Annotated in this window: 20 protein-coding genes, 1 tRNA gene and 1 pseudogene; 18 read left to right on the forward strand and 4 right to left on the reverse strand. The window is 68.7% G+C overall.

What is annotated here, in order from left to right; genetic code table 11:
* The first annotated feature begins 35 nt into the window (after nucleotides 1-35).
* The 7 genes from gap to QM708_RS13085 all read left to right on the forward strand — a co-directional run bounded on the left by gap (nucleotide 36) and on the right by QM708_RS13085 (nucleotide 5,162).
* Nucleotides 36-1,040 (forward strand): type I glyceraldehyde-3-phosphate dehydrogenase, encoded by a 1,005-nt coding sequence (gene gap, locus QM708_RS13055; RefSeq protein ID WP_415109267.1) that lies wholly within the window; start codon nucleotides 36-38, stop codon nucleotides 1,038-1,040.
* Nucleotides 1,041-1,079: 39 nt separating this feature from the next.
* Entirely contained in the window at nucleotides 1,080-2,282 is a 1,203-nt protein-coding gene (locus QM708_RS13060; protein WP_415109270.1) for a phosphoglycerate kinase, read from the forward strand.
* A 24-nt stretch (nucleotides 2,283-2,306) separates the two neighbouring features.
* Nucleotides 2,307-3,068, forward strand: coding sequence for a triose-phosphate isomerase (gene tpiA / locus QM708_RS13065; RefSeq protein ID WP_415111422.1), 762 nt, complete (start codon nucleotides 2,307-2,309; stop codon nucleotides 3,066-3,068).
* Nucleotides 3,069-3,244: 176 nt separating this feature from the next.
* Nucleotides 3,245-3,499, forward strand: coding sequence for a preprotein translocase subunit SecG (gene secG, locus QM708_RS13070; RefSeq protein ID WP_415111425.1), 255 nt, complete (start codon nucleotides 3,245-3,247; stop codon nucleotides 3,497-3,499).
* Nucleotides 3,500-3,550: 51 nt separating this feature from the next.
* On the forward strand, nucleotides 3,551-3,907 hold the full coding sequence (locus QM708_RS13075) for an RNA polymerase-binding protein RbpA (protein ID WP_415109273.1): 357 nt from the start codon (nucleotides 3,551-3,553) through the stop codon (nucleotides 3,905-3,907).
* Nucleotides 3,908-3,994: 87 nt separating this feature from the next.
* The gene (locus QM708_RS13080) at nucleotides 3,995-4,816 is read left to right on the forward strand and encodes a hypothetical protein (protein ID WP_415109276.1); all 822 of its coding nucleotides are present in this window, start codon (nucleotides 3,995-3,997) and stop codon (nucleotides 4,814-4,816) included.
* Nucleotides 4,803-5,162 (forward strand): GntR family transcriptional regulator, encoded by a 360-nt coding sequence (locus tag QM708_RS13085; protein WP_415109278.1) that lies wholly within the window; start codon nucleotides 4,803-4,805, stop codon nucleotides 5,160-5,162. Before QM708_RS13080 ends, QM708_RS13085 begins: the two co-directional genes overlap by 14 nt.
* Nucleotides 5,163-5,193: 31 nt before the next feature.
* Here the strand turns inward: QM708_RS13085 and pgl are convergent, their stop codons facing one another.
* Genes pgl through zwf form a run of 3 tightly spaced genes read right to left on the reverse strand, consistent with a single transcriptional unit; the run spans nucleotide 5,194 to nucleotide 8,332 of the window.
* Complete coding sequence (gene pgl / locus QM708_RS13090) at nucleotides 5,194-5,925, reverse strand: 6-phosphogluconolactonase (protein ID WP_415109281.1); 732 nt, start codon at nucleotides 5,923-5,925, stop codon at nucleotides 5,194-5,196.
* A gap of 1 nt (nucleotide 5,926) precedes the next feature.
* Nucleotides 5,927-6,850 (reverse strand): glucose-6-phosphate dehydrogenase assembly protein OpcA, encoded by a 924-nt coding sequence (locus QM708_RS13095; protein ID WP_415109284.1) that lies wholly within the window; start codon nucleotides 6,848-6,850, stop codon nucleotides 5,927-5,929.
* A gap of 21 nt (nucleotides 6,851-6,871) precedes the next feature.
* Nucleotides 6,872-8,332 carry a glucose-6-phosphate dehydrogenase gene (gene zwf, locus QM708_RS13100; protein ID WP_415111428.1) on the reverse strand — a complete coding sequence of 487 codons (1,461 nt, stop codon included), beginning with the start codon at nucleotides 8,330-8,332 and terminating at the stop codon, nucleotides 6,872-6,874.
* 308 nt (nucleotides 8,333-8,640) lie between these two features.
* On the opposite strand from zwf, the gene QM708_RS13105 reads away from it, so the two are divergent.
* The 7 genes from QM708_RS13105 to QM708_RS13135 all read left to right on the forward strand — a co-directional run bounded on the left by QM708_RS13105 (nucleotide 8,641) and on the right by QM708_RS13135 (nucleotide 16,723).
* Nucleotides 8,641-9,570, forward strand: a complete 930-nt coding sequence (locus QM708_RS13105; protein ID WP_415109287.1) for a heme o synthase — start codon at nucleotides 8,641-8,643, stop codon at nucleotides 9,568-9,570.
* A 27-nt stretch (nucleotides 9,571-9,597) separates the two neighbouring features.
* A complete protein-coding gene (locus QM708_RS13110; RefSeq protein ID WP_415109290.1) occupies nucleotides 9,598-11,661 on the forward strand; it encodes a sigma-70 family RNA polymerase sigma factor in 2,064 nt (687 codons plus the stop codon).
* 445 nt (nucleotides 11,662-12,106) lie between these two features.
* A complete protein-coding gene (gene rph, locus QM708_RS13115) occupies nucleotides 12,107-12,832 on the forward strand; it encodes a ribonuclease PH (RefSeq protein ID WP_415109293.1) in 726 nt (241 codons plus the stop codon).
* Between the two features lie 36 nt (nucleotides 12,833-12,868).
* Entirely contained in the window at nucleotides 12,869-14,503 is a 1,635-nt protein-coding gene (locus tag QM708_RS13120) for an MFS transporter (RefSeq protein ID WP_415109296.1), read from the forward strand.
* A gap of 56 nt (nucleotides 14,504-14,559) precedes the next feature.
* A complete protein-coding gene (rdgB, locus tag QM708_RS13125) occupies nucleotides 14,560-15,243 on the forward strand; it encodes an RdgB/HAM1 family non-canonical purine NTP pyrophosphatase (RefSeq protein ID WP_415111430.1) in 684 nt (227 codons plus the stop codon).
* Nucleotides 15,240-16,034 (forward strand): thymidylate synthase, encoded by a 795-nt coding sequence (locus QM708_RS13130; protein WP_415109299.1) that lies wholly within the window; start codon nucleotides 15,240-15,242, stop codon nucleotides 16,032-16,034. The genes rdgB and QM708_RS13130 overlap by 4 nt, the downstream gene beginning before the upstream one ends.
* A 23-nt stretch (nucleotides 16,035-16,057) precedes the next feature.
* Nucleotides 16,058-16,723, forward strand: a complete 666-nt coding sequence (locus QM708_RS13135) for an esterase/lipase family protein (protein ID WP_415109302.1) — start codon at nucleotides 16,058-16,060, stop codon at nucleotides 16,721-16,723.
* A 460-nt stretch (nucleotides 16,724-17,183) separates the two neighbouring features.
* Here QM708_RS13135 and QM708_RS13140 read toward each other — a convergent pair whose 3' ends face one another.
* Entirely contained in the window at nucleotides 17,184-17,423 is a 240-nt protein-coding gene (locus tag QM708_RS13140; protein WP_415109305.1) for a hypothetical protein, read from the reverse strand.
* A gap of 231 nt (nucleotides 17,424-17,654) precedes the next feature.
* Between QM708_RS13140 and QM708_RS13145 the strand changes: the two genes are divergently transcribed.
* The 4 genes and pseudogenes from QM708_RS13145 to QM708_RS13160 all read left to right on the forward strand — a co-directional run bounded on the left by QM708_RS13145 (nucleotide 17,655) and on the right by QM708_RS13160 (nucleotide 19,929).
* A complete protein-coding gene (locus QM708_RS13145) occupies nucleotides 17,655-18,140 on the forward strand; it encodes a dihydrofolate reductase (protein WP_415109308.1) in 486 nt (161 codons plus the stop codon).
* A 26-nt stretch (nucleotides 18,141-18,166) separates the two neighbouring features.
* Nucleotides 18,167-19,526, forward strand: a pseudogene (locus QM708_RS13150) (DNA polymerase IV).
* Nucleotides 19,527-19,556: 30 nt separating this feature from the next.
* Nucleotides 19,557-19,638, forward strand: a tRNA-Leu gene (locus QM708_RS13155).
* A gap of 66 nt (nucleotides 19,639-19,704) precedes the next feature.
* Nucleotides 19,705-19,929 carry a hypothetical protein gene (locus QM708_RS13160; RefSeq protein WP_415109310.1) on the forward strand — a complete coding sequence of 75 codons (225 nt, stop codon included), beginning with the start codon at nucleotides 19,705-19,707 and terminating at the stop codon, nucleotides 19,927-19,929.
* Nucleotides 19,930-20,078: the final 149 nt, after the last annotated feature.

Below are 20,078 nucleotides of genomic sequence, written 5' to 3' on the forward strand. Positions count from 1 at the left end.
CGGGCGAGACGACCCCACGAAGGAGACCCTGTTCAATGACTGTCAAGGTTGGCATCAACGGCTTCGGCCGTATCGGTCGCAACTTCTTCCGCGCCTTGCTGCAGCAGGGCGCTGACCTTGAGGTGGTGGCGGTCAACGACCTCACCGACACCAAGACGCTCGCGCACCTGCTCAAGTACGACTCGATCCTCGGCCGCTTCTCCGGCGAGGTCACCCATGACGACGACGGCATCACCGTCGACGGCAAGCACATCAAGGTGCTCGCTCAGCGCAACCCGGCCGACCTGCCCTGGGGCGAGCTCGGCGTCGAGATCGTGATCGAGTCCACCGGCTTCTTCACCGACGGCCCGTCCGCCGGCGCCCACATCCAGGGCGGCGCCAAGAAGGTCATCATCTCCGCTCCGGCGAAGAACATCGACGCGACCTTCGTCATCGGCGTCAACGACGGCGACTACGACCCGGCCGCGCACCACATCATCTCGAACGCGTCCTGCACCACCAACTGCCTCGCGCCGCTGGCCAAGGTGCTCAACGACGAGTTCGGCATCGTCCGCGGCATCATGACCACCATCCACTCCTACACCGGTGACCAGCGCCTGCTGGACGCGCCGCACAGCGACCTGCGTCGCGCCCGCGCCGCGGCCCTCAGCATGATCCCCACCAAGACCGGTGCGGCTCAGGCCGTGTCCCTGGTCCTCCCCGAGCTCAAGGGCAAGTTCGACGGCCTCGCCGTGCGCGTTCCCACCCCGACCGGCTCGCTGACCGACCTGACCTTCATCGCCGAGAAGGAGGTCACCGTCGAGGCCGTGCAGGCTGCGGTCAAGGCCGCCGCCGAGGGCCCGCTGAAGGGCGTCCTGGTGTACCAGGCCGACCCGATCGTGTCCGCCGACATCGTGGGCGACCCGGCCTCCAGCATCTTCGATGCCGCCGAGACCAAGGTCATCGGCAACCTGGTGAAGGTCCTGTCCTGGTACGACAACGAGTGGGGCTACTCCAACCGCCTGGTCGACCTGACCTCGCTGGTCGCGTCCAAGCTCTGATCCTCACCCAACCATCCGAATCCTGAAAGGCGAAACCAGGTGAAGTCCATCAACGATCTGGGGGATCTGCAGGGCAAGCGTGTCCTCATCCGCTGCGATTTCAACGTCCCGCTCGATGGCGAGACGATCACCGACGACGGGCGCATCCGCGCTGCATTGCCCACGCTCAAGCAGCTCACGGAGGCCGGTGCCAAGGTTGTGGTGATGGCTCACCTGGGTCGCCCGAAGGGCGAGGTGAACCCGAAGTACTCGCTCGCTCCGGCCGCCAAGCGGCTGGGTGAGCTGATCGACGCCAAGGTCACCCTGGCCGGCGACGTGGTGGGCCCCGCCGCCACCGAAGCTGTGGCAGGGCTGGCCGACGGCGAGATCCTCCTGCTTGAGAACGTCCGCTACGAGCCCGCCGAGGAGTCCAAGGTGGACGCCGAGCGCGAGGCCCTCGCGGCCAAGTACGCCGCCTTCGGTGACGTCTTCGTCTCCGACGGCTTCGGCGTGGTGCACCGCAAGCAGGCGTCCGTCTACGACGTGGCCAAGCTGCTGCCGAACGCGGCCGGTCATCTCGTGGCGAAGGAGGTCGACGTCCTGAAGAAGCTGACCGAGACCCCCGAGCGCCCCTACGTCGTCGTCCTCGGCGGCGCGAAGGTGGCCGACAAGCTGTCGGTCATCGACAACCTGCTCAAGGTCGCCGACACGCTGATCATCGGCGGCGGCATGGGCTACACCTTCCTCAAGGCCAACGGCCTCGAGATCGGCACCTCGCTGGTCGACGACACGAAGATCGACGTCGTCAAGGAGTACATGGAGCAGGCGACCGCCGCGGGCAAGCAGCTGCTCATCCCGACCGATGCCGTCGTGTCCCCGGCCTTCCCGTCCGGTGACGGCCCCTTCGAGAAGACCGTGGTGGCGGCGGACGCCATTCCGGCCGACCAGATGGGTCTCGATGTCGGTCCGGCGACCGCTGCCGCCTACGCGGAGGCGATCCTGGGCGCCAAGACGGTGTTCTGGAACGGCCCGATGGGTGTGTTCGAGGTCGCCGATTTCGCCGACGGTACCAAGGCTGTCGCGCAGGCGCTGGCCGACACCGGCGCTTTCACCGTCGTGGGCGGCGGCGATTCCGCCGCGGCCGTCCGTACGCTCGGCTTCGCCGATGACGCCTTCGGGCACATCTCGACCGGCGGCGGCGCTTCACTGGAGTACCTGGAGGGCAAGACGCTCCCGGGTCTGGATGTTCTCGAAGGGAACTGAATCGTGGCGAACCGTGTCCCGCTGATGGCGGGTAACTGGAAGATGAACCTCAACCACGTCGAGGCTGCTGGCGTGGTCCAGAAGCTGGCGTGGAGCCTGAAGGACGCCAAGCACGACCCGGCCCAGTCCGAGGCCTCCGTGATGGTGCCGTTCACCGATCTGCGCACGGTGCAGACCCTGGTCGAGGGCGACAAGCTCCCGCTCAGCTACGGTGCGCAGGACATCTCGGTGCACGCCTCGGGCGCCTACACCGGTGAGATCTCCGCCGACATGCTCGCGAAGCTGAACTGCGCCTACGTGGTCGTGGGTCACTCCGAGCGCCGCGACTACCACGGCGAGACCGACGAGATCATCAACGAGAAGGCGAAGGTCGTCTTGGCCGCAGGCATGATCCCGATCATCTGCGTCGGCGAGAAGCTGGACGTCCGCAAGGCGGGCGAGCAGGTTCCGTTCGTGCTCGCGCAGGTCGACAAGGTGCTCGCGGATCTGTCCGCCGAGCAGGTCGGCTCGCTGGTGATCGCCTATGAGCCCGTGTGGGCCATCGGCACCGGCGAGGTCGCCACCCCCGAGGACGCCCAGGAGGTCTGCGGTGCGATTCGCGCCCGCGTGGCCGAACTGGTCGGCGCCGAGGCCGCGGACGCGGTGCGCATCCAGTACGGCGGCTCGGTCAAGTCGGGCAACGTCGTCGAGCTGATGGCGAAGCCGGACGTCGACGGCGCTCTGGTCGGTGGCGCGAGCCTCGATCCCGAGGAGTTCGCCAAGATCGTGCTGTTCTACCAGCGCTGAGCTGATTCCCCCTCGGGGGATTCGAACCTCGACCGGGGTCGGCCTTGTGCCGGCCCCGGTCTTGTCGTGCGGTCTTGTTCTACCCGGGGAAGGGGGGGCTCAGGCGGCGTGGGACACCTCGTGGTGGTGCCTGCGTTGTGGTGGGTTAGACTAACCCGGTGATTGTTGCGCCCCTGATGACATGGCCGATCATGACCGTGTCGATCCTGCTGGTGATCTTGTCGCTGGCCCTGTCGATGTTCGTGCTGTTGCACAAGAACCGGGGCGGCGGCATGTCCGACCTGTTCGGCGGCGGCATGTCGAGTTCGATGGGCGGTTCGTCGGTCGCCGAGCGCAACTTGGACCGGCTCACGATCATCGTCGGCCTGTTGTGGATCGTCTGCATCCTGACCCTGCTCGCGTTGTATCGCTGGGCACCCACGGTCGGCTGAGCGCGGCACCTCTCACACCTTCTTCGTTTCTTGATCTGAGGAGTTCATTCAGTGGCTGGTGGTAGCGCGATCCGAGGCAGCCGCGTCGGCGCAGGTCCGATGGGTGAGGCCGAGCGGGGGGACTCCGCGCCGCGGCTGTACGTCTCGTTCTTCTGCAGCAACGGGCACGAGACCCGTCCGGCCTTCGCGGCCGAAGCAGTGGTCCCCGAAGTGTGGGATTGCATGCGTTGTGGTCTGCCGGCCAATCTCGATTCGGAGAACCCGCCGCCCCCGCCGAAGATCACCCCGTACAAGACGCACCTCGCGTACGTGAAGGAGCGCCGCTCCGACGAGGAGGCCGAGGCGATCCTGGCCGAGGCGCTCGCCGGCCTGCGGGCCCGCCGTGCCGCGGGCGAGGTCATCTACTGATCTCCTGATCGCCCGTCGCTGAGGGTGGATCGCCGCTCTTTGTACTGCTACATTTGATACAAAGGTAGGTACGAAGGGCGGTGCATCATGAGCTGGGAAGCATGGTTGTTCACGTCGATGCAGGCGGTGTTCGTCTTCCTGATGATGAACAACCGCGCCCTGCTGCCGGACTATATGCGCAGCGAACGGTTCCTGCGCCACGGCATCCTCAAGGGCCAGGCCTTCCCCGACTCCGATGCACCCGAGGAGTTCCAGGCCAGGGTGGCCGTTCGTGAGCGGGCGGCGGTCCGGGTCAGCGCGGTGGCGTTGGCGGTCGCCGTGGTGGCCATCGTCCTGATCCGGATCAACATCAACACCACCCTGGTCACCCTGTTCATCGCCGGGCTGCTGGGACGGTCGGTGGCGTCGGCGGTGCTCGGCGCCCGGGATGCGTGGACCGCAGGAACCGGCGTCAGGGTGTCGCGTGGCCGGCGGGTGACGCTGGCCGACTTCGTGCCGGTCTGGGCGGTGCTGGCGGTGATCCTCACCCAGATCGTGGCCGTCGTGGCCACGGTGCTGCTGGCCGACGGCGCCCCCTGGTGGCCGTGGGTGGTGGCGGTGGTCGTCATCGTGGCGATCGGAGGCACGGTGATGGCATCCTGGCTGGCCAGCCAGCCGCAGGCCGCGGCGTCCGGCATCGAACTGGCCTGGGCGGACGCCGTCCGCCGCGAGGACGTGGTGGGCCTACTCGCGATCGGCATCATGGCCAGCTACGTCGTGTTCTCGGTCGCCGGTTTCGCCGACCTGGCGGTCAGGCTGGCCCTGTGCGGACTGGCCTTTGTCGTCTTCCTGGCGCTGGAACTGAGCAGCGTGCACCGGATGCGGCGCCGGTTGTGGGCGCCGCTGGAGGTGGCGGATGCTGATCGTTGATCCATCGCTGGCGACGCCGCCGTACGAGCAACTCAAACAGCAGATCACCGACGCCCGCACTTCGGGTGAGTTCCCGGCCAACCACAGGCTGCCGCCGGTGCGGCATCTGGCCGCCGAACTCGGGCTGGCACCGAACACCGTGGCGCGGGCCTATCGCGAGTTGGAGGCGTCCGGGGTGATCGAGACCCGCGGCCGGGCCGGATCGTTCGTGACCGGCACGACCGAGTCGACCGAGAAGGCGGCCGCCGCGGCGGCACGCGACTACGTGGCGCTGATCCGGCAGCTGGGCCTTCCGGCTACCGACGCCATGCGCTTGGTGCGTGGTGCCCTGGACGCTCAGGCCTGACCGAAGCCGCCGGACCCGGCCAAGGGCGAGGTCAGAAGCTGCACTCGTGGTAGGGGAATTTCGCCGCGGCCTCGCGGTCGAGCAGCCACAGCGTCCGCTCTGCGCCCCGGATCACACCGCTGGGGATCGACGGGTCGCCCGAATGCGCTCGAGCGACCGCATTCGCCTTGTTGGCGCCGCTGACCAGGTACCAGACCTCCCGGCTGCGGTTGAAGGCCGGCACGGTGAGGCTGATCCGCTCCGCGGGCGGCTTGGGGGAGTCGCTGACGCCGATCACGGTGTGCGTGGTGGCGATGTCGAACGAGGGATGGTTCGGGAACAGCGACGCCGTGTGACCGTCCTTGCCGATGCCCATCAGGCAGATGTCGAAGGCCGTGTCGCCGAGTTCTTTGGCGTAGGTGGCTGCCGCGGCGTCGTTGTCGGCCACGCCGTCGGCGGCCGGCATCGGGTGGGTCTGCCCGGGCGCCAGTGCAAAAGTGCGCGCCAGGATCGACAAGGTGCGCCCCGCGTGCCGGTCGGGATCCTCGGTGGGCACGAACCGCTCGTCGCCCCACCACAGCACGATCCGGTCCGGGTCCAGCCCGGAGCCCGCGATCATCTCGGTGAACGACTCGTAGATCCGGTTGGCGATGTTGCCGCCGGTCAGGCAGAGATGGACGGGGCCGTCCGAGGCGATCTGCAGTTCCTCCAGCCGGCGCATGAGCCGCTCGGCGACGCCGAGGGCCAGGTCGGAGCTGGTGGCGTAGCGCGCGACGGTGTCCATATCACTCCTTCGCGGCGTCCCCCTGGGGCACCTGTGAAGCGGTCAGATGATTCATCGTAGTCATGAAGACCTGATCGCTGTCGAGGCGGCGAAGTTCTTCGGTGATCAAGGCGCTCATCTCGCGGCGGCGCAACGCGACGGCGCGCGTGGGAGCGCCCGGGGCGGACAGGGTGGCCATCCGTCCGTCGGTGCGGCTCAGGGTGATGTCGCCCTCCTGCGTGGTGAGCGTCACCTGGGTGATGCCGGGGCCGGCGTTGGCGACGAACTCGGCGTCCAGGCCGAGCCGCGAGCCCAGCCAGGAGGCAAGCAGCAGGCCGGCGGCGTTGTCCTTGGCGGCATGCACCGACGCGGCGGTGACCGGCAGCTGGTGGATGTCGAGGGCCGAGGCCAGCATCGCCCGCCACGGCGTCAGCCGCGTCCAGGTCAGGTCGGTGTCGCCGGGGGCGAGGCCTTGCGCGCGCGACAGCAGCCGGCGGAGCGGATCGGCGCAGCCCATCGCGTCGGTCACCCGGCGCCCGGCCAAGGCGCCGATCGGGTCGGACGCGACCGGCTCGGGCGCCTCGCGCGGCCACCAGGCGATCACCGGCGAATCCGACAGCAGCAGGGGTAGCAGGGTGGAGTCCTTGTGCTCGCGCAACTCGCCATGGAAGCGCAGCGCGACGATCTCGCCCGGGACCTCGTCGCCGACGTGCAGTTCGGCGTCCAGCCGGGTGGCGCGCGCCGAGCCGTCGGTGACCACGATGATGCGGGAGGGGTGCTCGCGGCCGGCCTCGACGCAGGCATCGAATACCTCGTCGTAGTCGGACGCCGGCGCCACGACGATCAGCGTGAAGACCAGGCCGGAGGCCACGCCCACGCTCTGGCGGGCATGCGTGATGGCGTTCTGGATGTCGCGGGCGGTGGTGCCCTTGAGTGTGGTGATCATGTTTTTCCTTGCCGCCGGTGGTTACGGACGCCGCCAGGTGAAGCCGTCCAGCTCGAGCATCGTGTGGCCCGACGGCGGGCCCCAGGTGCCGGCCGGATAGCCCTCGGGCGGGTTCTTCTTGCGGGCCCAGTACTCGAGGATCGGATCGAGGATCTTCCACGACAACTCCACCTCGGTGTGCTGCGGGAACAACGGCGGGTCGCCGAGCAGCACATCGAGGATGAGCCGCTCGTACGCCTCGGGGCTGGACTCGGCGAAGCTGGTGCCGTAGTTGAAGTCCATGCTGACGTCACGGATCTCCATCGGTGTCGCCGGCACCTTCGCGCCGAAGCGCAGCGTGATGCCCTCGTCGGGCTGGATGCGCATCACGAGCGCGTTGGTGCCCAGCTGCTCGGTGTCGTTCAGGTTGAACGGCAGGTGCGGCGCCGGGCGCAGCATCAGCGCGATCTCGGTGACCCGGCGCGGCATCCGCTTGGCGGCCCGCAGGTAGAACGGGACGCCGGCCCAGCGGCGGTTGTCGATGTCGACCCGGAACGCGGCGTAGGTCTCGGTGTGGGTGGACGGGTCGATCCCGTCCTCCTCCAGATATCCCTTGACCTTCTCGCCGGAAGCCCAGCCGGCCGTGTACTGGCCGCGCGCGGTGTGCGACTTGAGGTTGCGGGGGGCGCGAGCGGCCGCGAGCACCTTCTCCTTCTCCGCGCGCAGGTTGCCGGCCTCGAACGAGGCCGGTTCCTCCATGGCGACCAGCGCCAGGAGCTGCAGCAGGTGGTTCTGGATGACGTCGCGGGCCTGCCCGATGCCGTCGTAGTAGCCGGCGCGTCCCTCGATGCCGATGTCCTCGGCCATGGTGATCTGCACGTGGCTGACGTAGTTGCGGTTCCACACCGGCTCGAACAGCTGGTTGGCGAACCGCAGCGCCATCATGTTCTGGACCGTCTCCTTGCCCAGATAGTGGTCGATCCGGAACACCGAATCGGAACTGAAGACGCTGGACACCTTCTCCTCCAGCGCGCGGGCGCTGGCCAGATCGTGGCCGAACGGCTTCTCGATCACCACGCGGCTCCAGGGCTTGCGCCGCTGTTTGTCGACCAGCTGGTGGCGGTTGAGCTGCTCGATGACCTGGTCGAACCCAGCCGGCGGGATCGACAGGTAGAAAGCGTGGTTGCCCTCGGTTCCCTGGTCATTGTCCAGTTCTTTGAGGGTGTCGGCCAGGCGGGTGAATCCCTCGTCGGAATCGAAGGCCCCCGTCACGAAGCGGATGCCCTCGGCGAGCTGGCGCCACACCTCGGCCCGGAACGGCGTCCGGGCCCGCTCGCGCACCGACTCCAAGACGTAGTCGGCGAACTGCTCATCGTCCCAGTCGCGGCGTCCGTAGCCGACCAGCCCGAAGCTGGGGGGCAGCAGACCGCGGTTGGCGAGATCGTAGATCGCGGGCAGCAGCTTCTTGCGCGCGAGATCGCCGGTCACTCCGAACAGCACCAGGGCGCACGGCCCGGCGACGCGCGGCAACCGGCGATCGGTCTCGTCGCGCAGCGGGTTCACATACGGGGCATCGGTCACGGCGCGATCCTAGGTCGCCTCCCACGACATCGAGACAGTGGTCACGTGGTGTACGGCGCCTTGACGGATATCCCGGTTCGTGCTGTTCGTGCGTGCCGCACCGATCAAGGCCGGGGGAGGGCCCTCGCCCCACGAGTCCCAGGCGGGTGTTGTCGGTGACGTGGACTACTATGGGCGGAAGGCCTGCGCTGAATCGGCGCGCGGCTGCACTCTCGGATGCCGGAGGTTCGATGATGCGCTCAGTCAGGACGGAGGCTCCGGCCACCCCTGTCTCCGGCCCGTGGGGTGCCGTGAAAGCCTACGTGGGGCTGACCAAGCCGCGCATCATCGAGTTGCTCCTGGTGACCACGATCCCGGCGATGTTCCTTGCCGCGGGGGGTTTCCCCGATCCGATCCTGGCGTTCGTCACGTTCGTGGGCGGCACGCTGTCGGCGGCGTCCGCGAACGTGTTCAACTCGATCCTGGATGCCGACATCGACGAGCAGATGCGCCGGACGCGGCGGCGTCCGATGGTGCGCGAGCAGGTGGGCCGCCCGGCGGCCTACGTGTTCGGAGTCGTGCTGGGCATCGTGTCGACGCTCATGCTCGGATTCGGCGCGAACTGGCTGGCGGCGGCGCTGTCGGTGGTCGCAATCCTGTATTACGTTTTCATTTACACGCTGTGGCTCAAGCGCCGTACGGCGCAGAACATCGTGTGGGGCGGCGTCGCGGGCTGCTTTCCGCCGCTGATCGGGTGGACGGCCGTGACCGGGTCGGTGGCCTGGCCGCCGCTCATCCTGTTCCTGATCGTCTTCTTCTGGACGCCTCCGCACACCTGGGCGCTCGCCCTGCGTTACCGCGAGGACTACGCGCAGGTCGACGTCCCGATGCTGCCGGTCGTCAAGGAAGCGCCCTACGTCACGCGCCGCATCCTCGCCTATTCGGTGCTCACCGTCGTCACGAGCCTCGCGCTCTGGCCGGTGGCGGGCACCGGCTGGCTGTATCCGGTGGTCGCCGGTATCGCGGGCGCCTGGCTGTTGTGGGAGTCGCTCGCGCTGCTGCAGCGCGCGAACGCAGGCATGCGCGACGCGGCGTTGGCGCCGATGCGCTTGTTCCACTGGTCCAACAGTTACCTGTCCTTGGTCTTCATCGCAGCGGCCGTCGACCCGCTGCTGTTCTGATCGTCTGCTCGCTGGGGGAAATCACGCATGGCCACGTACGACGACGAAACGCCCGACGTCATCGACCAACCGGATGAGACGGAGCTGCTCGACCGCTGCCGAGAGGGCGATCAAGAGGCCTTCGACCTGCTGTTCCGGGCGCATCATGCCGGGGCGTTGCGCTTCGCGGCGCATATCACCAGCGTCATCGATCCTGACGACCTGGCTTCGGAGGCTTTCGCCCGGACGTGGTCGGCGCTGCGAGGCGGTGGCGGACCGGATCAGGCGTTCGGGCCGTACCTGCGCACGACGATGCGCAATATCGCCACGAACCAGGCCACCCGCAAGCGCGAGGAGGTCTCCGAGGACGATCACCTCGAGCACTGGATGCGCCGCACGGCGACGGTCAGCGATGACGGCTTCAGCGCCGCCATGGCCGAGCACGAGGTGGTCTCCCAGGCGTTCGACACGCTGCCGGAGCGCTGGCGGTCCGTGCTGTGGATGATCGACGTCGAGGGGCACGGCACGTCCGATGTCGCCCAGCGCCTGCACCTGACGCCCAACAGCACCGCTGCGCTGACCAAGCGCGCGCGTGCCGCGCTCGGACGCGCCTGGCTGCAGGCGCACGTGGACTCCCGGAGCGAGGACCCGGAGTGCGAATGGGTGCTCGATCACATCAGCGGCTTCGTGCGCCATTCGCTCAGCACCGCCCAGGAACAGCGGGTTCGCCGTCACCTCGACGAGTGTGACTCCTGTGAACGCGCCACGCATCGCATCGCCCATCTCGCCGTATCGCTGCGTATCGCCGGCCTCATCGGCATCGGCTCCGCGGGTTCGCTCGCCGCCATGCTCATGCTGGACGGCACGACGGCTGCGGCCGCGACGCATGCGGCGGGGATCGACCCGGTGTCCGCCGCAGGCGGCGCGGGCGGGACGGCCTCGGGTGCTGCCGGCGGAACGGCCGTGGGCGGGACCGCCGTCGCGAGCGGCTCGGCTGGCGCCGGTGCCGCGGGTGGATCCGCTGCGGGTGCGGCCGGTGGGGCAGGCTCCGGTGGATCCGTTGCGTCGGGTGCTGCCGGTGGAACCGCGGCAGGAGCCGCGGGCGGCGCTGCGTTCGTTCCCGCCGGTGGTGACGCGGCTGGTGCCGCGGGCGCGATGATCGGCGGCGAGAGCGCGTCGGCGGGGGTGAAGGCCGGTGGTGCCGCGGTGCGCACCTCGGCCCGGACCGTCGCCGGTGCAGGAGCGGGAGTCGTGGCCGTGGCGGCGATCGCCGTGATCGCGGCCAACTCGCTGTCGCCCGCCACGGTGGCGCCGCCGCCGGCGGTCGTGCCGGTTCCCGCGGCGAGCGCGTCCGCGAGTGCGCCGGCACCCGCACCGGCTCCGTCGGTCTCGGCTTCGCCGCAGCCCTGGGCTCCGGCCGTGATCGTTCCTGGACTCCAACCGCGCCCGGCTCGGCCGATCGGGGCGCGCATCGCGCCGTCCGAGTCTGCAGCGCCGGTCCCGGTCAACCCGACCTCGCCGGAGCCCAGCGTGCCGCCGTCGGTGCTGCCCAGCGTGCTGCCGTCGGTCGTGCCCAGTGTTCCGCCGTCGGTGGTGCCGACCGTGGAGCCCTCGCCGAGCCCGACGCCGGTGCTTCCGACTCCGACGCCCACCGTGTCGCCGACGCCGACGCCGACGCCCAGTTCCACGCCGACGCCGACCCCGCCGCCGATTCCGAGTCCCACGCCGACGCCGACTCCGATTCCCACGCCGACTCCGGCACCGAGCCCGACTCCGGCTCCGTCGCCGACGCCCACCCCGGCCCCGTCGCCGACGCCCACGCCGACTCCGGCACCGCCGGTGGGGCGTCCGCTGCTCGGCATCACGGTGACCGACAGCAACCAGCCGGCCGGGGCTCGTGTCACCGGCGTGAACAACGCCTCGCCGGCCCAGGCTGCTGGCATGCGCGCCGATGATGTGATCACCGCGCTGGACGGCCGCCCCGTCACGTCGGCGAATTCGTTGGTGTCCCTGGTGCGTCAAGGACGCGTGGGTGAGGTGATGACGCTCACGGTGGTCCGTGATGGCGTCACCCGCACCATCGAGGTCACGCCGATGGCGGCACCCGAGTGACCGTCTGACCCGACGGCGCGGGCCTGGAAAAATCTCCGGAAAAACTTTTCGGAGTTCGCGTCATCGATCCGTGATCGCCGTGTCTTCCTAGGTAGGCGGCCTCGGGGGAGGTGCCGCTCACGGGCAGCGCATTGAAGGATGACGCTTGCGCGCGATTCTTGGGGAGGAAGTCTTGCGCAGGATTCATGGGAGAGGTCACGCACGCGGTGCCGCGTGGGGCAAGCACGCCACGTTGGCCCGGAGCCGTCAGCGCTCCGGGCCAACGGAGAGACGGCAGACCACATGCGTGGCCCGTCACCATGGGCGCTTAGTGGTGTCCCTGCTTCTTGGAAGCAGCCCGGGAATCATCGCCTTGAGGGTTCATCCTGACGACACGTCCGAATCGGGGCTCGTGGGGCGCTGAACCACGGCCGGCCGCCTTGACCGGAGGCCCTACACTGACGCGGTGACTCAACGACGCGCTGACGGACGGAACGCTGACCAACTTCGCGAGGTGCGGATCACCCGCAACTGGCTGGACCATGCCGAAGGATCGGTCCTGGTGGAGTTCGGGAAGACGCGCGTGCTCGTCGCGGCGTCCGTCACCGAAGGCGTGCCGCGCTGGCGCAAGGGCAGCGGCCTGGGCTGGGTCACCGCCGAATACGAGATGCTGCCGCGCTCGACGCACACGCGTTCGGACCGCGAATCCCGCCGGGGTAAGATCGGCGGCCGCACCCACGAGATCTCCCGCCTGATCGGCCGCGCGTTGCGCGCCGTCATCGACTACTCCGCCCTCGGCGAGAACACCATCGTGATCGACTGCGACGTGCTGCAGGCCGACGGCGGCACGCGCACGGCGTCCATCACCGGCGCCTACGTCGCCCTCGCGGATGCCGTGTCCTACCTCCGCGACCGCGGCGCACTGGCCGGCGAGCCGCTGAAGGACTCGGTGGCCGCCATCTCGGTCGGCGTCGTCGACGGCCAGGTCGTCCTCGACCTGCCTTATGAGGAGGATTCGGCCGCCGAGGTCGACATGAACGTGGTGTGCACCGGGTCGGGCAAACTGATCGAGGTGCAGGGTACCGCCGAGGGCGAGCCGTTCGACCGCGCCGTGCTCGATGCGTTGGTCGACCTCGGCCAGGCCGGATGCGCCGAACTCACCCAACTGCAGAAAGACGCGCTCGGGGTCTGACCCGGCGCAACGACCCGGGCAGGCAGGTGCTCACCGATGGCGAATGATCCCCTCCGCGACGATGCGGACGATTCCCGCCCCGTCGAGGGCGTCACCGAGCCGACGCGTGCCGAGATCGAGGCGCTCGTCGCCGCAACACCACCGTCGGGCAAGCGGCGTCCGATCGGCCTGCTCGCCGCCACCGCGACGTTTGGCGCGCTGCTGTTCGGCTACGACACCGGGGTGATCGCCGGCGCGCTGCCGTTCATGTACATGCCCGGTGCGGGGGGCGGGCTGGGGCTCACCGACGTCGAGGAGGGACTCGTCGGCGGGCTGCTCGCCCTCGGCGCGGCCACCGGCGCGGTCGTCGGCGGACGCCTCGCCGACCGGTACGGACGCCGGCACAACATCATGCTGCTCGCCGTCGTCTTCGTCATCGGCACCCTCGGCTGCACCTATTCCCCGCACATCGGCTGGTTGTACGCGTTCCGGTTCATTCTCGGCTTCGCGGTGGGCGGGGCGTCCTCGATTGTGCCCATGTACCTGTCCGAGAGCGCGCCGCAGCGCATCCGGGGGCCTTTGGTGGCGCTCGATCAGTTCATGATCGTCTTCGGCCAGCTGATGGCCTATTCGGCGAACGCGGCCGTGTCGGCGTCCCGGGGCGGACCGCAAGTGCAGGTCGAGCACGACCCGACCGGGCACTTCGCGCCCGGAACCTGGGTGCCGTGGGATGTCGCGCGCACGATCGACGACCTCGTGGTGGCCGCCGGTAACGGCGATGCCTGGCGGGCGATGCTGGTGATCGGCACGCTGCCGGCGATCGCGCTGTGGATGGGCATGCGGATGATGCCCGAGTCGAGCCGCTGGTATGCCGCCCGGCAGCGCTACGAGGAGGCGATCGGTTCGCTCAAGCGCATCCGCGATCCCGAACGCGACAACGTCGCCTACGAGATCAACCACATGGTCGAATTGCGGCGCCTGGAGGCGAACCAGACGACCTGGTCGTTGAGCAAGGCGTTGTCGGTGCGCTGGTCGCGCCGGCTGATCGTGATCGGCTGCTGCTTGGGCTTCTTCGATCAGCTCACCGGCATCAACACCGCCATGTACTACCTGCCGAAGATCCTCACCGCGGCCGGCTTCTCGTCGGCGTCCGCGATCACGCTCAACGTGTTCACCGGCCTCGCCTCGACGATCGGCGCCGCGGTCGGCATCTACCTGGTCGGACGCCTCGCCCGCCGCCAGGTGGGCATCTACCAGGAGACGGGCATCGTGATCGCGCTGTTCTCGCTGGCGCTGGTGTTCGGGTTCGGCATCGCGCCGCACCTGGACGAATCGGGGGCGATCGCCTCGACGGTGCCCGCATTCCTGCCCTGGCTGGTGCTCATCCTGGTCGGCGTGTTCGTGTTCGTGAAGCAGTCCGGCACGGTGAACTGGGTGCTGGTCTCGGAGATCTTCCCGGCCCGGATCCGCGGTTCGGTCCAGGGCGTCGCCGTCGGCGCGGGCTGGATCATGAACGCGATCGTCACGTTCGCGTTCCCGTTGATGATCGCCCGGCTCGGTCCGGCCTGGACGTATGCCATCTTCGGCGCGATCAACGTGGTGGCGCTGCTGTTCTACCTGAAGGTCGTCCCCGAGACCAAGCACCACAGCCTGGAAGAGCTCGAAGAGCAGTTCCGGACGCGGTACGCCTGAGCCGCGCTCGGCGGAGCCGCGGAGTGGAGCGTGGACCGGGGTAGGGTGAGCGGGTGATCGACACCCTCGTGCTCGCCACGCACAACGCCAAGAAGCTCCGCGAACTGCAGCGCATCACGCTCGCCGCCGGGCTGGATATCACCGTCCTCGGGCTCGGCGATGTCGCGTCCTATCCCGAACCCGCCGAGACCGAGCGCACCTTCGAGGGCAACGCGCTGATCAAGGCGCGCGCCGCGGCGTCCGCCACCGGAATGCCTGCGCTGGCTGATGATTCCGGCATCGAGGTCGACGTGCTCAACCGGATGCCCGGGGTGCGTTCGGCACGCTGGGCCGGGCCCGGGGCGTCCGATGCCGACAACCTCGACCTGCTGCTGCGCCAGATCGACGATGTGCCGGACGCCGAACGCACCGGCCGGTTCGTGTGCGCGATGGCGCTGGTGCTGCCTGATGGCAGCGAACATGTGCTGCGCGGGACGATGGAGGGGCGCGTCGGCCGCGACAAGCGGGGTGACCACGGGTTCGGCTACGACCCGGCGTTCATTCCCGAGGGGTACCAGCAGACCACCGGCGAGCTGGATCCGGACGCCAAGGACGCGATCAGCCATCGTGGCAAGGCGGTGCGCGCCATGCTGGCGCTGGTCGCCGAACTCAACGCCGGCCAACGGCAGGACGCGGGAGGTTCCGGGTCGGTAGCGGGGCCCGATTCCTCGCCGGCACCGCAGCAGGAGGCGCGGGCGTGAAGCAATACCTGGACCTGCTGACCCGGATTCTCGACGAGGGCGCGGTCAAGAGCGACCGCACCGGCACCGGCACGCTGAGCGTGTTCGGGCACCAGATGCGCTTCGACCTGTCGCAGGGGTTCCCGCTGCTGACCACCAAGCGGCTGCACACCCGGTCGATCTTCGGTGAGCTGCTGTGGTTCCTGCGCGGCGACACCAACGTCCGCTGGCTGCACGCCAACGGCATCAGCATCTGGGACGAATGGGCCGATGAGAACGGCGACCTCGGCCCGGTGTACGGGGCGCAGTGGCGTTCGTGGCCGGCCCCCGGCGGCGGGCATATCGACCAGCTCGCCCAAGTGATCGAACAACTGCACACGAATCCCGACAGCCGCCGGCACGTCGTCGTGGCCTGGAACCCGGCCCAGGTCGACGAGATGGCGCTGCCGCCGTGCCACATGATGTTCCAGTTCTACGTCGCCGACGGACGCCTGTCCTGCCAGATGTACCAGCGTTCGGCGGACGTGTTCCTCGGCGTGCCGTTCAACATCGCCAGCTACGCGCTGCTCACCCACATGGTCGCCCAGGTGGTCGGCCTTCAGGTCGGCGACTTCGTGCACACCTTCGGCGACGCCCACCTGTACTCCAACCACCTCGAACAGGCACGCCTGCAACTCACCCGCGAACCGCGTCCGCTGCCGAAGCTGGTGCTGAATCCCGCCGTGACCGCGCTCGATGCGTTCGAGTTGTCCGACATCACCGTCGAGGGCTACGACCCCCACCCGGGCATCAAGGCCCCGATCGCGGTGTGAGGGGCTGGTTAGCGCGTGCCGGATTGGTCGCGCGCGATTGGGCGCATGTCGGCGTCCGCTGGCCGGCATCGGTCGTTGACCGGACTCCCGTGGACGCGTGGGCGTCCGGCGACGGGGTGCCCGTGGTGATGCTGCCGGGAATCTGGGAACCGTGGCGCTATCTGCGTCCTCTTGCCGAGCGGCTGCATGCGAGGGGGCATCCGGTGTTCCCGGTACCGGGCTTGCGGTTCAACGGCGACGACCTGGCCGCGTCCGCCGAGGTGGTGGCGTACGTGTTGGACGAGCACGACCTGACCGGTGTGGTGCTGGTCGCGCACAGCAAGGGCGGATTAGTCGGCAAACAGGCCATGTTGTTGCCGGACGTTGTCGCCCGGGTGCGCGGCATGGTGACGGTGTGCACGCCGTTCGCGGGCTCGAAGCTCGCCTGGCCGATCTTCGCGCGGACGCCGCTGGGCCTGTTCTCACCGCGCGGCGCGGTGCTGCTGGCGCTGGCGGCCGAGCGCGTCGTCAACGCCCGGATCACCTCGATCGGCGCCGCCTGGGACGAGATGATCCCCGAAGGCAGCGCCCTGATGGGCGCGCGCAACATCACCCTGCAGATGGAGGGTCACTTCCTCCCGGTCGCGGACGCTGGCGTCGCCGATCTGGTGCACACCGAGATCGACCGCTTCGTCACCGGTGACCGATAGTCGCGTCTCGCCGTTCGCTGTGGGGTCGCCCGGCGCAAAGAGGTCGCCAGTGGCGACAGCCATGATCGCGGTGCACCGTTCGTGGCTCCTCGTCCGAGAATGAACCATTCTCCGCCCCGAACAGGCGCCCCAGCAGGGGCACCTTGGCTCATCGTTTAATCAATCGCCCGTGCATGGCGCCGTGTGCACTTCGGTGCTGCATTACATACTCCGCCGGGTATGAAAAGCAGCACCAGACCGCACACGCGGCGTCCGGTCAGTCGGCATCTGAGCCGGTCAGCCAGGTTGATGGACGATGCCCGCTTGCGCCAACGCCTGAGCGTGCGGGTCTTTGAAAAACGGCGACGACATGACAGCAGACTACGGGGCGACTGCCGTTTTGAGGCGGAGTCGCCGATCATCGCCGTGCCCCTCTGTGCCGCACATCGGACGCCGGAGGCGCCGGTCCGTCAAGGATCCTCTAGTGTCCGTAGCGCTTGACCGCCGCCTGCCGAGAGACTCCGATCGCGGAACCGATCGCCGCCCACGAAGCTCCCGCCTCTTTGGCGGCTGCGACCGCAGCAGCGACGGCCTCTTCAGCGGCGCGCCGGTTCGCCGCTGCGGCGCGAAGTGCACGCAGCGGAGCAGCGGAGTAAGGGCCTCCCCTGATCTCGTCGGCGTCGGCCTCGATACGGGCCAGGATCTCGGCATCACTCGTCATGGTTGCCTCCCCGGAGAGTTCTGCTGAACGTGGCACCTCTCATCGGGGCGCAACTTTAGTTGCGCATGCTCGCTCAATCAATCGCCGGTTCGGCCGTGTCGGCTGGTTGGTCTGTACTGTCGGGCGCTCCGAGTACGATCACCTTCAGCGTGGAGCACGGTGGAGACCGTGGTCCACGCCGGTGTCGCCGAGGGGCGTTCGCCGTAGTGAATCCTTGTTCGAGGGGGACCGATGAGTGTGATCGCCATCGCTATCGTGGCGCGCAACGGCGTGCTGGGGGACGGCGAGAAGCAGCCGTTCGAGTTCGCCGAGGACTGGGCGCGCTACAAGAAGGTGACGCTGGGCCATCCGATGGTCATGGGCCGGGCGACGCACGACGCGATCGGGCGCTGGTTGCCCGGCCGGACGACGATCATCGTCACCCGCAACCCCGATTCGGTCGAACTGCCGGACGACCCGCGCGTGAGGGCGCACGTAGTCGGTTCGGTCGAGGACGCGCTGGAGTTGGCTCGCTCACTGGACGACACCGTCTACGTCGCCGGCGGAGGCCAGATCTACCGGGCCGCCTGGGACGCGCTCGATGAACTCGACCTCACCGAGGTGCACGCGGACGCCGAGGGCTCGGTCGTGTTTCCCGAGGTCGATCCCCAGGTGTGGCAGGAGTATCGCCGCGAGCCGCGCGGCGAGTTCGACTTCGTCGGCTACCGGCGCCGGTAGGCGGCCGTGACGGTGGTGGGGCACGCGTGAGGGCGACCGCCAGCATTCTGCATCTCGACCTGGATGCGTTCTTCGCCGCGGTCGAGCAGCGCGACAAACCCTCGTTGCGCGGCAAGCCGGTGATCGTCGGCGGCATCGGTTCGCGCGGGGTGGTGTCGACCGCGTCGTATGAGGCGCGGGTGTTCGGCGTCCATTCGGCGATGCCGACCCATGAGGCGCGCCTGGCTGTGCCCGAACGCGGCCTACCTGTCGGGACGATTCTCGGCGTACCGGGCGAGTTCGGCGATCGTGATGGGCATTCTGCGCGAGTTGTCGCCGCTGGTGGAGCCGCTGAGCCTCGATGAGGCGTTCGTCGACCTGGCGGCGGGTTCGGGTGAGGTGGCGGAGGCCGCCCGCGACGCCGACTTGGCGGCGGCGTTGGCTGCTCAGGTGCGGGCGAAGGTGGTCGAGCGGACGGGTGGGCTGACGGCGTCCATCGGCGTGGGGACGAGCAAGTTCATGGCGAAAGTGGCCACCGAGATGGCCAAGCCGAACGGGCTGCGCGTCGTCGTGCCCGGCACCGAACTGGACACGATCGCCGACCTGCCCGCGCGGGCGATCCCGGGAGTGGGACCGGCGACGATGGAGCGGCTGACGCGCCTCGGCGTCCGGACGGTCGCCGACATTCGCGCGCTCAGCCATGGCGAGTTGTTGCGCGAGTTGGGCAAGGCGTCGGGGGAGTGGGTGTACGCGCTCGCGTTCGCGCGCGACGACCGCCCGGTGGAGCCTGAGCGTGAGGCGAAGTCGATCTCGGTCGAGGACACCTTCGAGCACGACATCGCCGACGTCGCCGAGTTGGGCGCGATCATCGACCGGGATGCCCGGATCGTCGCCGACAAGCTGGTGCGTCACCGCCTGTTCGCGCGGACGATCACGTTGAAGGTGAAACGTCCCGACTTCACGATCGTGTCGCGCTCACAGACGCTCAACGGAGCCACCGACCGCGCCGAGGTGGTCGCCCGCGTGGCGCGCTCGCTGCTGGCAGGACTGGGCATCGATGTCGGCTTCCGCCTGCTGGGTGTGGGTGTGGCCGGTTTCGCCGAGGCCGCCCAAGAGGAGTTGTTCGAACCGGACGCCGAAGCCAGCGTGGTCGTGGAGGAGCGGGAGGCGCCGGTCCCGCGCCGGCGCGAGCCCTCGTTCTCGCCGGGAGCCGACGTCGAGCACACCGAACACGGACGCGGCTGGGTCTGGGGCGTCGGCCTCGGACGCGTCACCGTCCGCTTCGAAACGGCCTTGTCAGGGCCTGGTCCGGTGCGCACCTTCACCCTCGACGACCCCGCGTTGAGTTTGGCGGACGCCGCCGGGCCAGTCGGCGATCCGTCCGGCCCCGGCTGGGCGAGCACGTAGCGCCTGAGCCGATAGACTGACCAGGCTCCGGCCGGAGTGGTGGAATTGGCAGACACGCTGGTTTTAGGTACCAGTACCGAGAGGTGTGAGGGTTCGAGTCCCTTCTCCGGCACCGACCGATCCGAGGTGGGGAGCTTCGGTGGTTTCGAGGGACCGGATTGGCGCTTACAGTGGGGGCATGACAGTGAACCGTGAGGAACTGCGCAACCTCATTGATGCGCTGCCTGATGAGCAGATTGACCAAGTGCTGACGGAGTTGCGTCGAAGGGTCGAGCCCCGCCCGGTCCCCTCCGATGATGCTTTTGCCTGGATCGGTGCTGGCCCGGCAACCAACGGCCGTACCGACAACGCGACCCGGGTCGATGATCTTCTTGCCGAAGGGTTCGGACGGGCGCGTCCGTGATCCTGATTGACACCGGGTTGAGCTGATTACAACGCGCCAACCGGCGGAATGGACTCGCGGTGCCTGGCATAGCATGCATCCACCTCGTTCACGTGATGCTCAGGATTCTCCCCGGGGCAGTCCCACCGCAGCCGGCTTCACGGCTCAAC

It is taken from the genome of Propioniciclava sp. (assembly GCF_047602245.1).
Taxonomy (GTDB): Bacteria; Actinomycetota; Actinomycetes; order Propionibacteriales; family Propionibacteriaceae; genus Propioniciclava.

What these genes read in the sequence shown, in the direction of transcription:
- secG (WP_415111425.1), top strand. Translation starts at nt 3,245, where the DNA reads ATGACATGGCCGATCATGACCGTGTCGATCCTGCTGGTGATCTTGTCG.
- QM708_RS13110 (WP_415109290.1), top strand. Translation starts at nt 9,598, where the DNA reads ATGGCCACGTACGACGACGAAACGCCCGACGTCATCGACCAACCGGAT.
- QM708_RS13140 (WP_415109305.1), bottom strand. Translation starts at nt 17,423, where the DNA reads ATGACGAGTGATGCCGAGATCCTGGCCCGTATCGAGGCCGACGCCGAC.
- pgl (WP_415109281.1), bottom strand. Translation starts at nt 5,925, where the DNA reads ATGGACACCGTCGCGCGCTACGCCACCAGCTCCGACCTGGCCCTCGGC.
- gap (WP_415109267.1), top strand. Translation starts at nt 36, where the DNA reads ATGACTGTCAAGGTTGGCATCAACGGCTTCGGCCGTATCGGTCGCAAC.
- QM708_RS13145 (WP_415109308.1), top strand. Translation starts at nt 17,655, where the DNA reads ATGAGTGTGATCGCCATCGCTATCGTGGCGCGCAACGGCGTGCTGGGG.
- QM708_RS13095 (WP_415109284.1), bottom strand. Translation starts at nt 6,850, where the DNA reads ATGATCACCACACTCAAGGGCACCACCGCCCGCGACATCCAGAACGCC.
- QM708_RS13080 (WP_415109276.1), top strand. Translation starts at nt 3,995, where the DNA reads ATGAGCTGGGAAGCATGGTTGTTCACGTCGATGCAGGCGGTGTTCGTC.
- QM708_RS13105 (WP_415109287.1), top strand. Translation starts at nt 8,641, where the DNA reads ATGATGCGCTCAGTCAGGACGGAGGCTCCGGCCACCCCTGTCTCCGGC.
- tpiA (WP_415111422.1), top strand. Translation starts at nt 2,307, where the DNA reads ATGGCGGGTAACTGGAAGATGAACCTCAACCACGTCGAGGCTGCTGGC.
- QM708_RS13120 (WP_415109296.1), top strand. Translation starts at nt 12,869, where the DNA reads ATGGCGAATGATCCCCTCCGCGACGATGCGGACGATTCCCGCCCCGTC.
- QM708_RS13085 (WP_415109278.1), top strand. Translation starts at nt 4,803, where the DNA reads ATGCTGATCGTTGATCCATCGCTGGCGACGCCGCCGTACGAGCAACTC.
- QM708_RS13160 (WP_415109310.1), top strand. Translation starts at nt 19,705, where the DNA reads ATGACAGTGAACCGTGAGGAACTGCGCAACCTCATTGATGCGCTGCCT.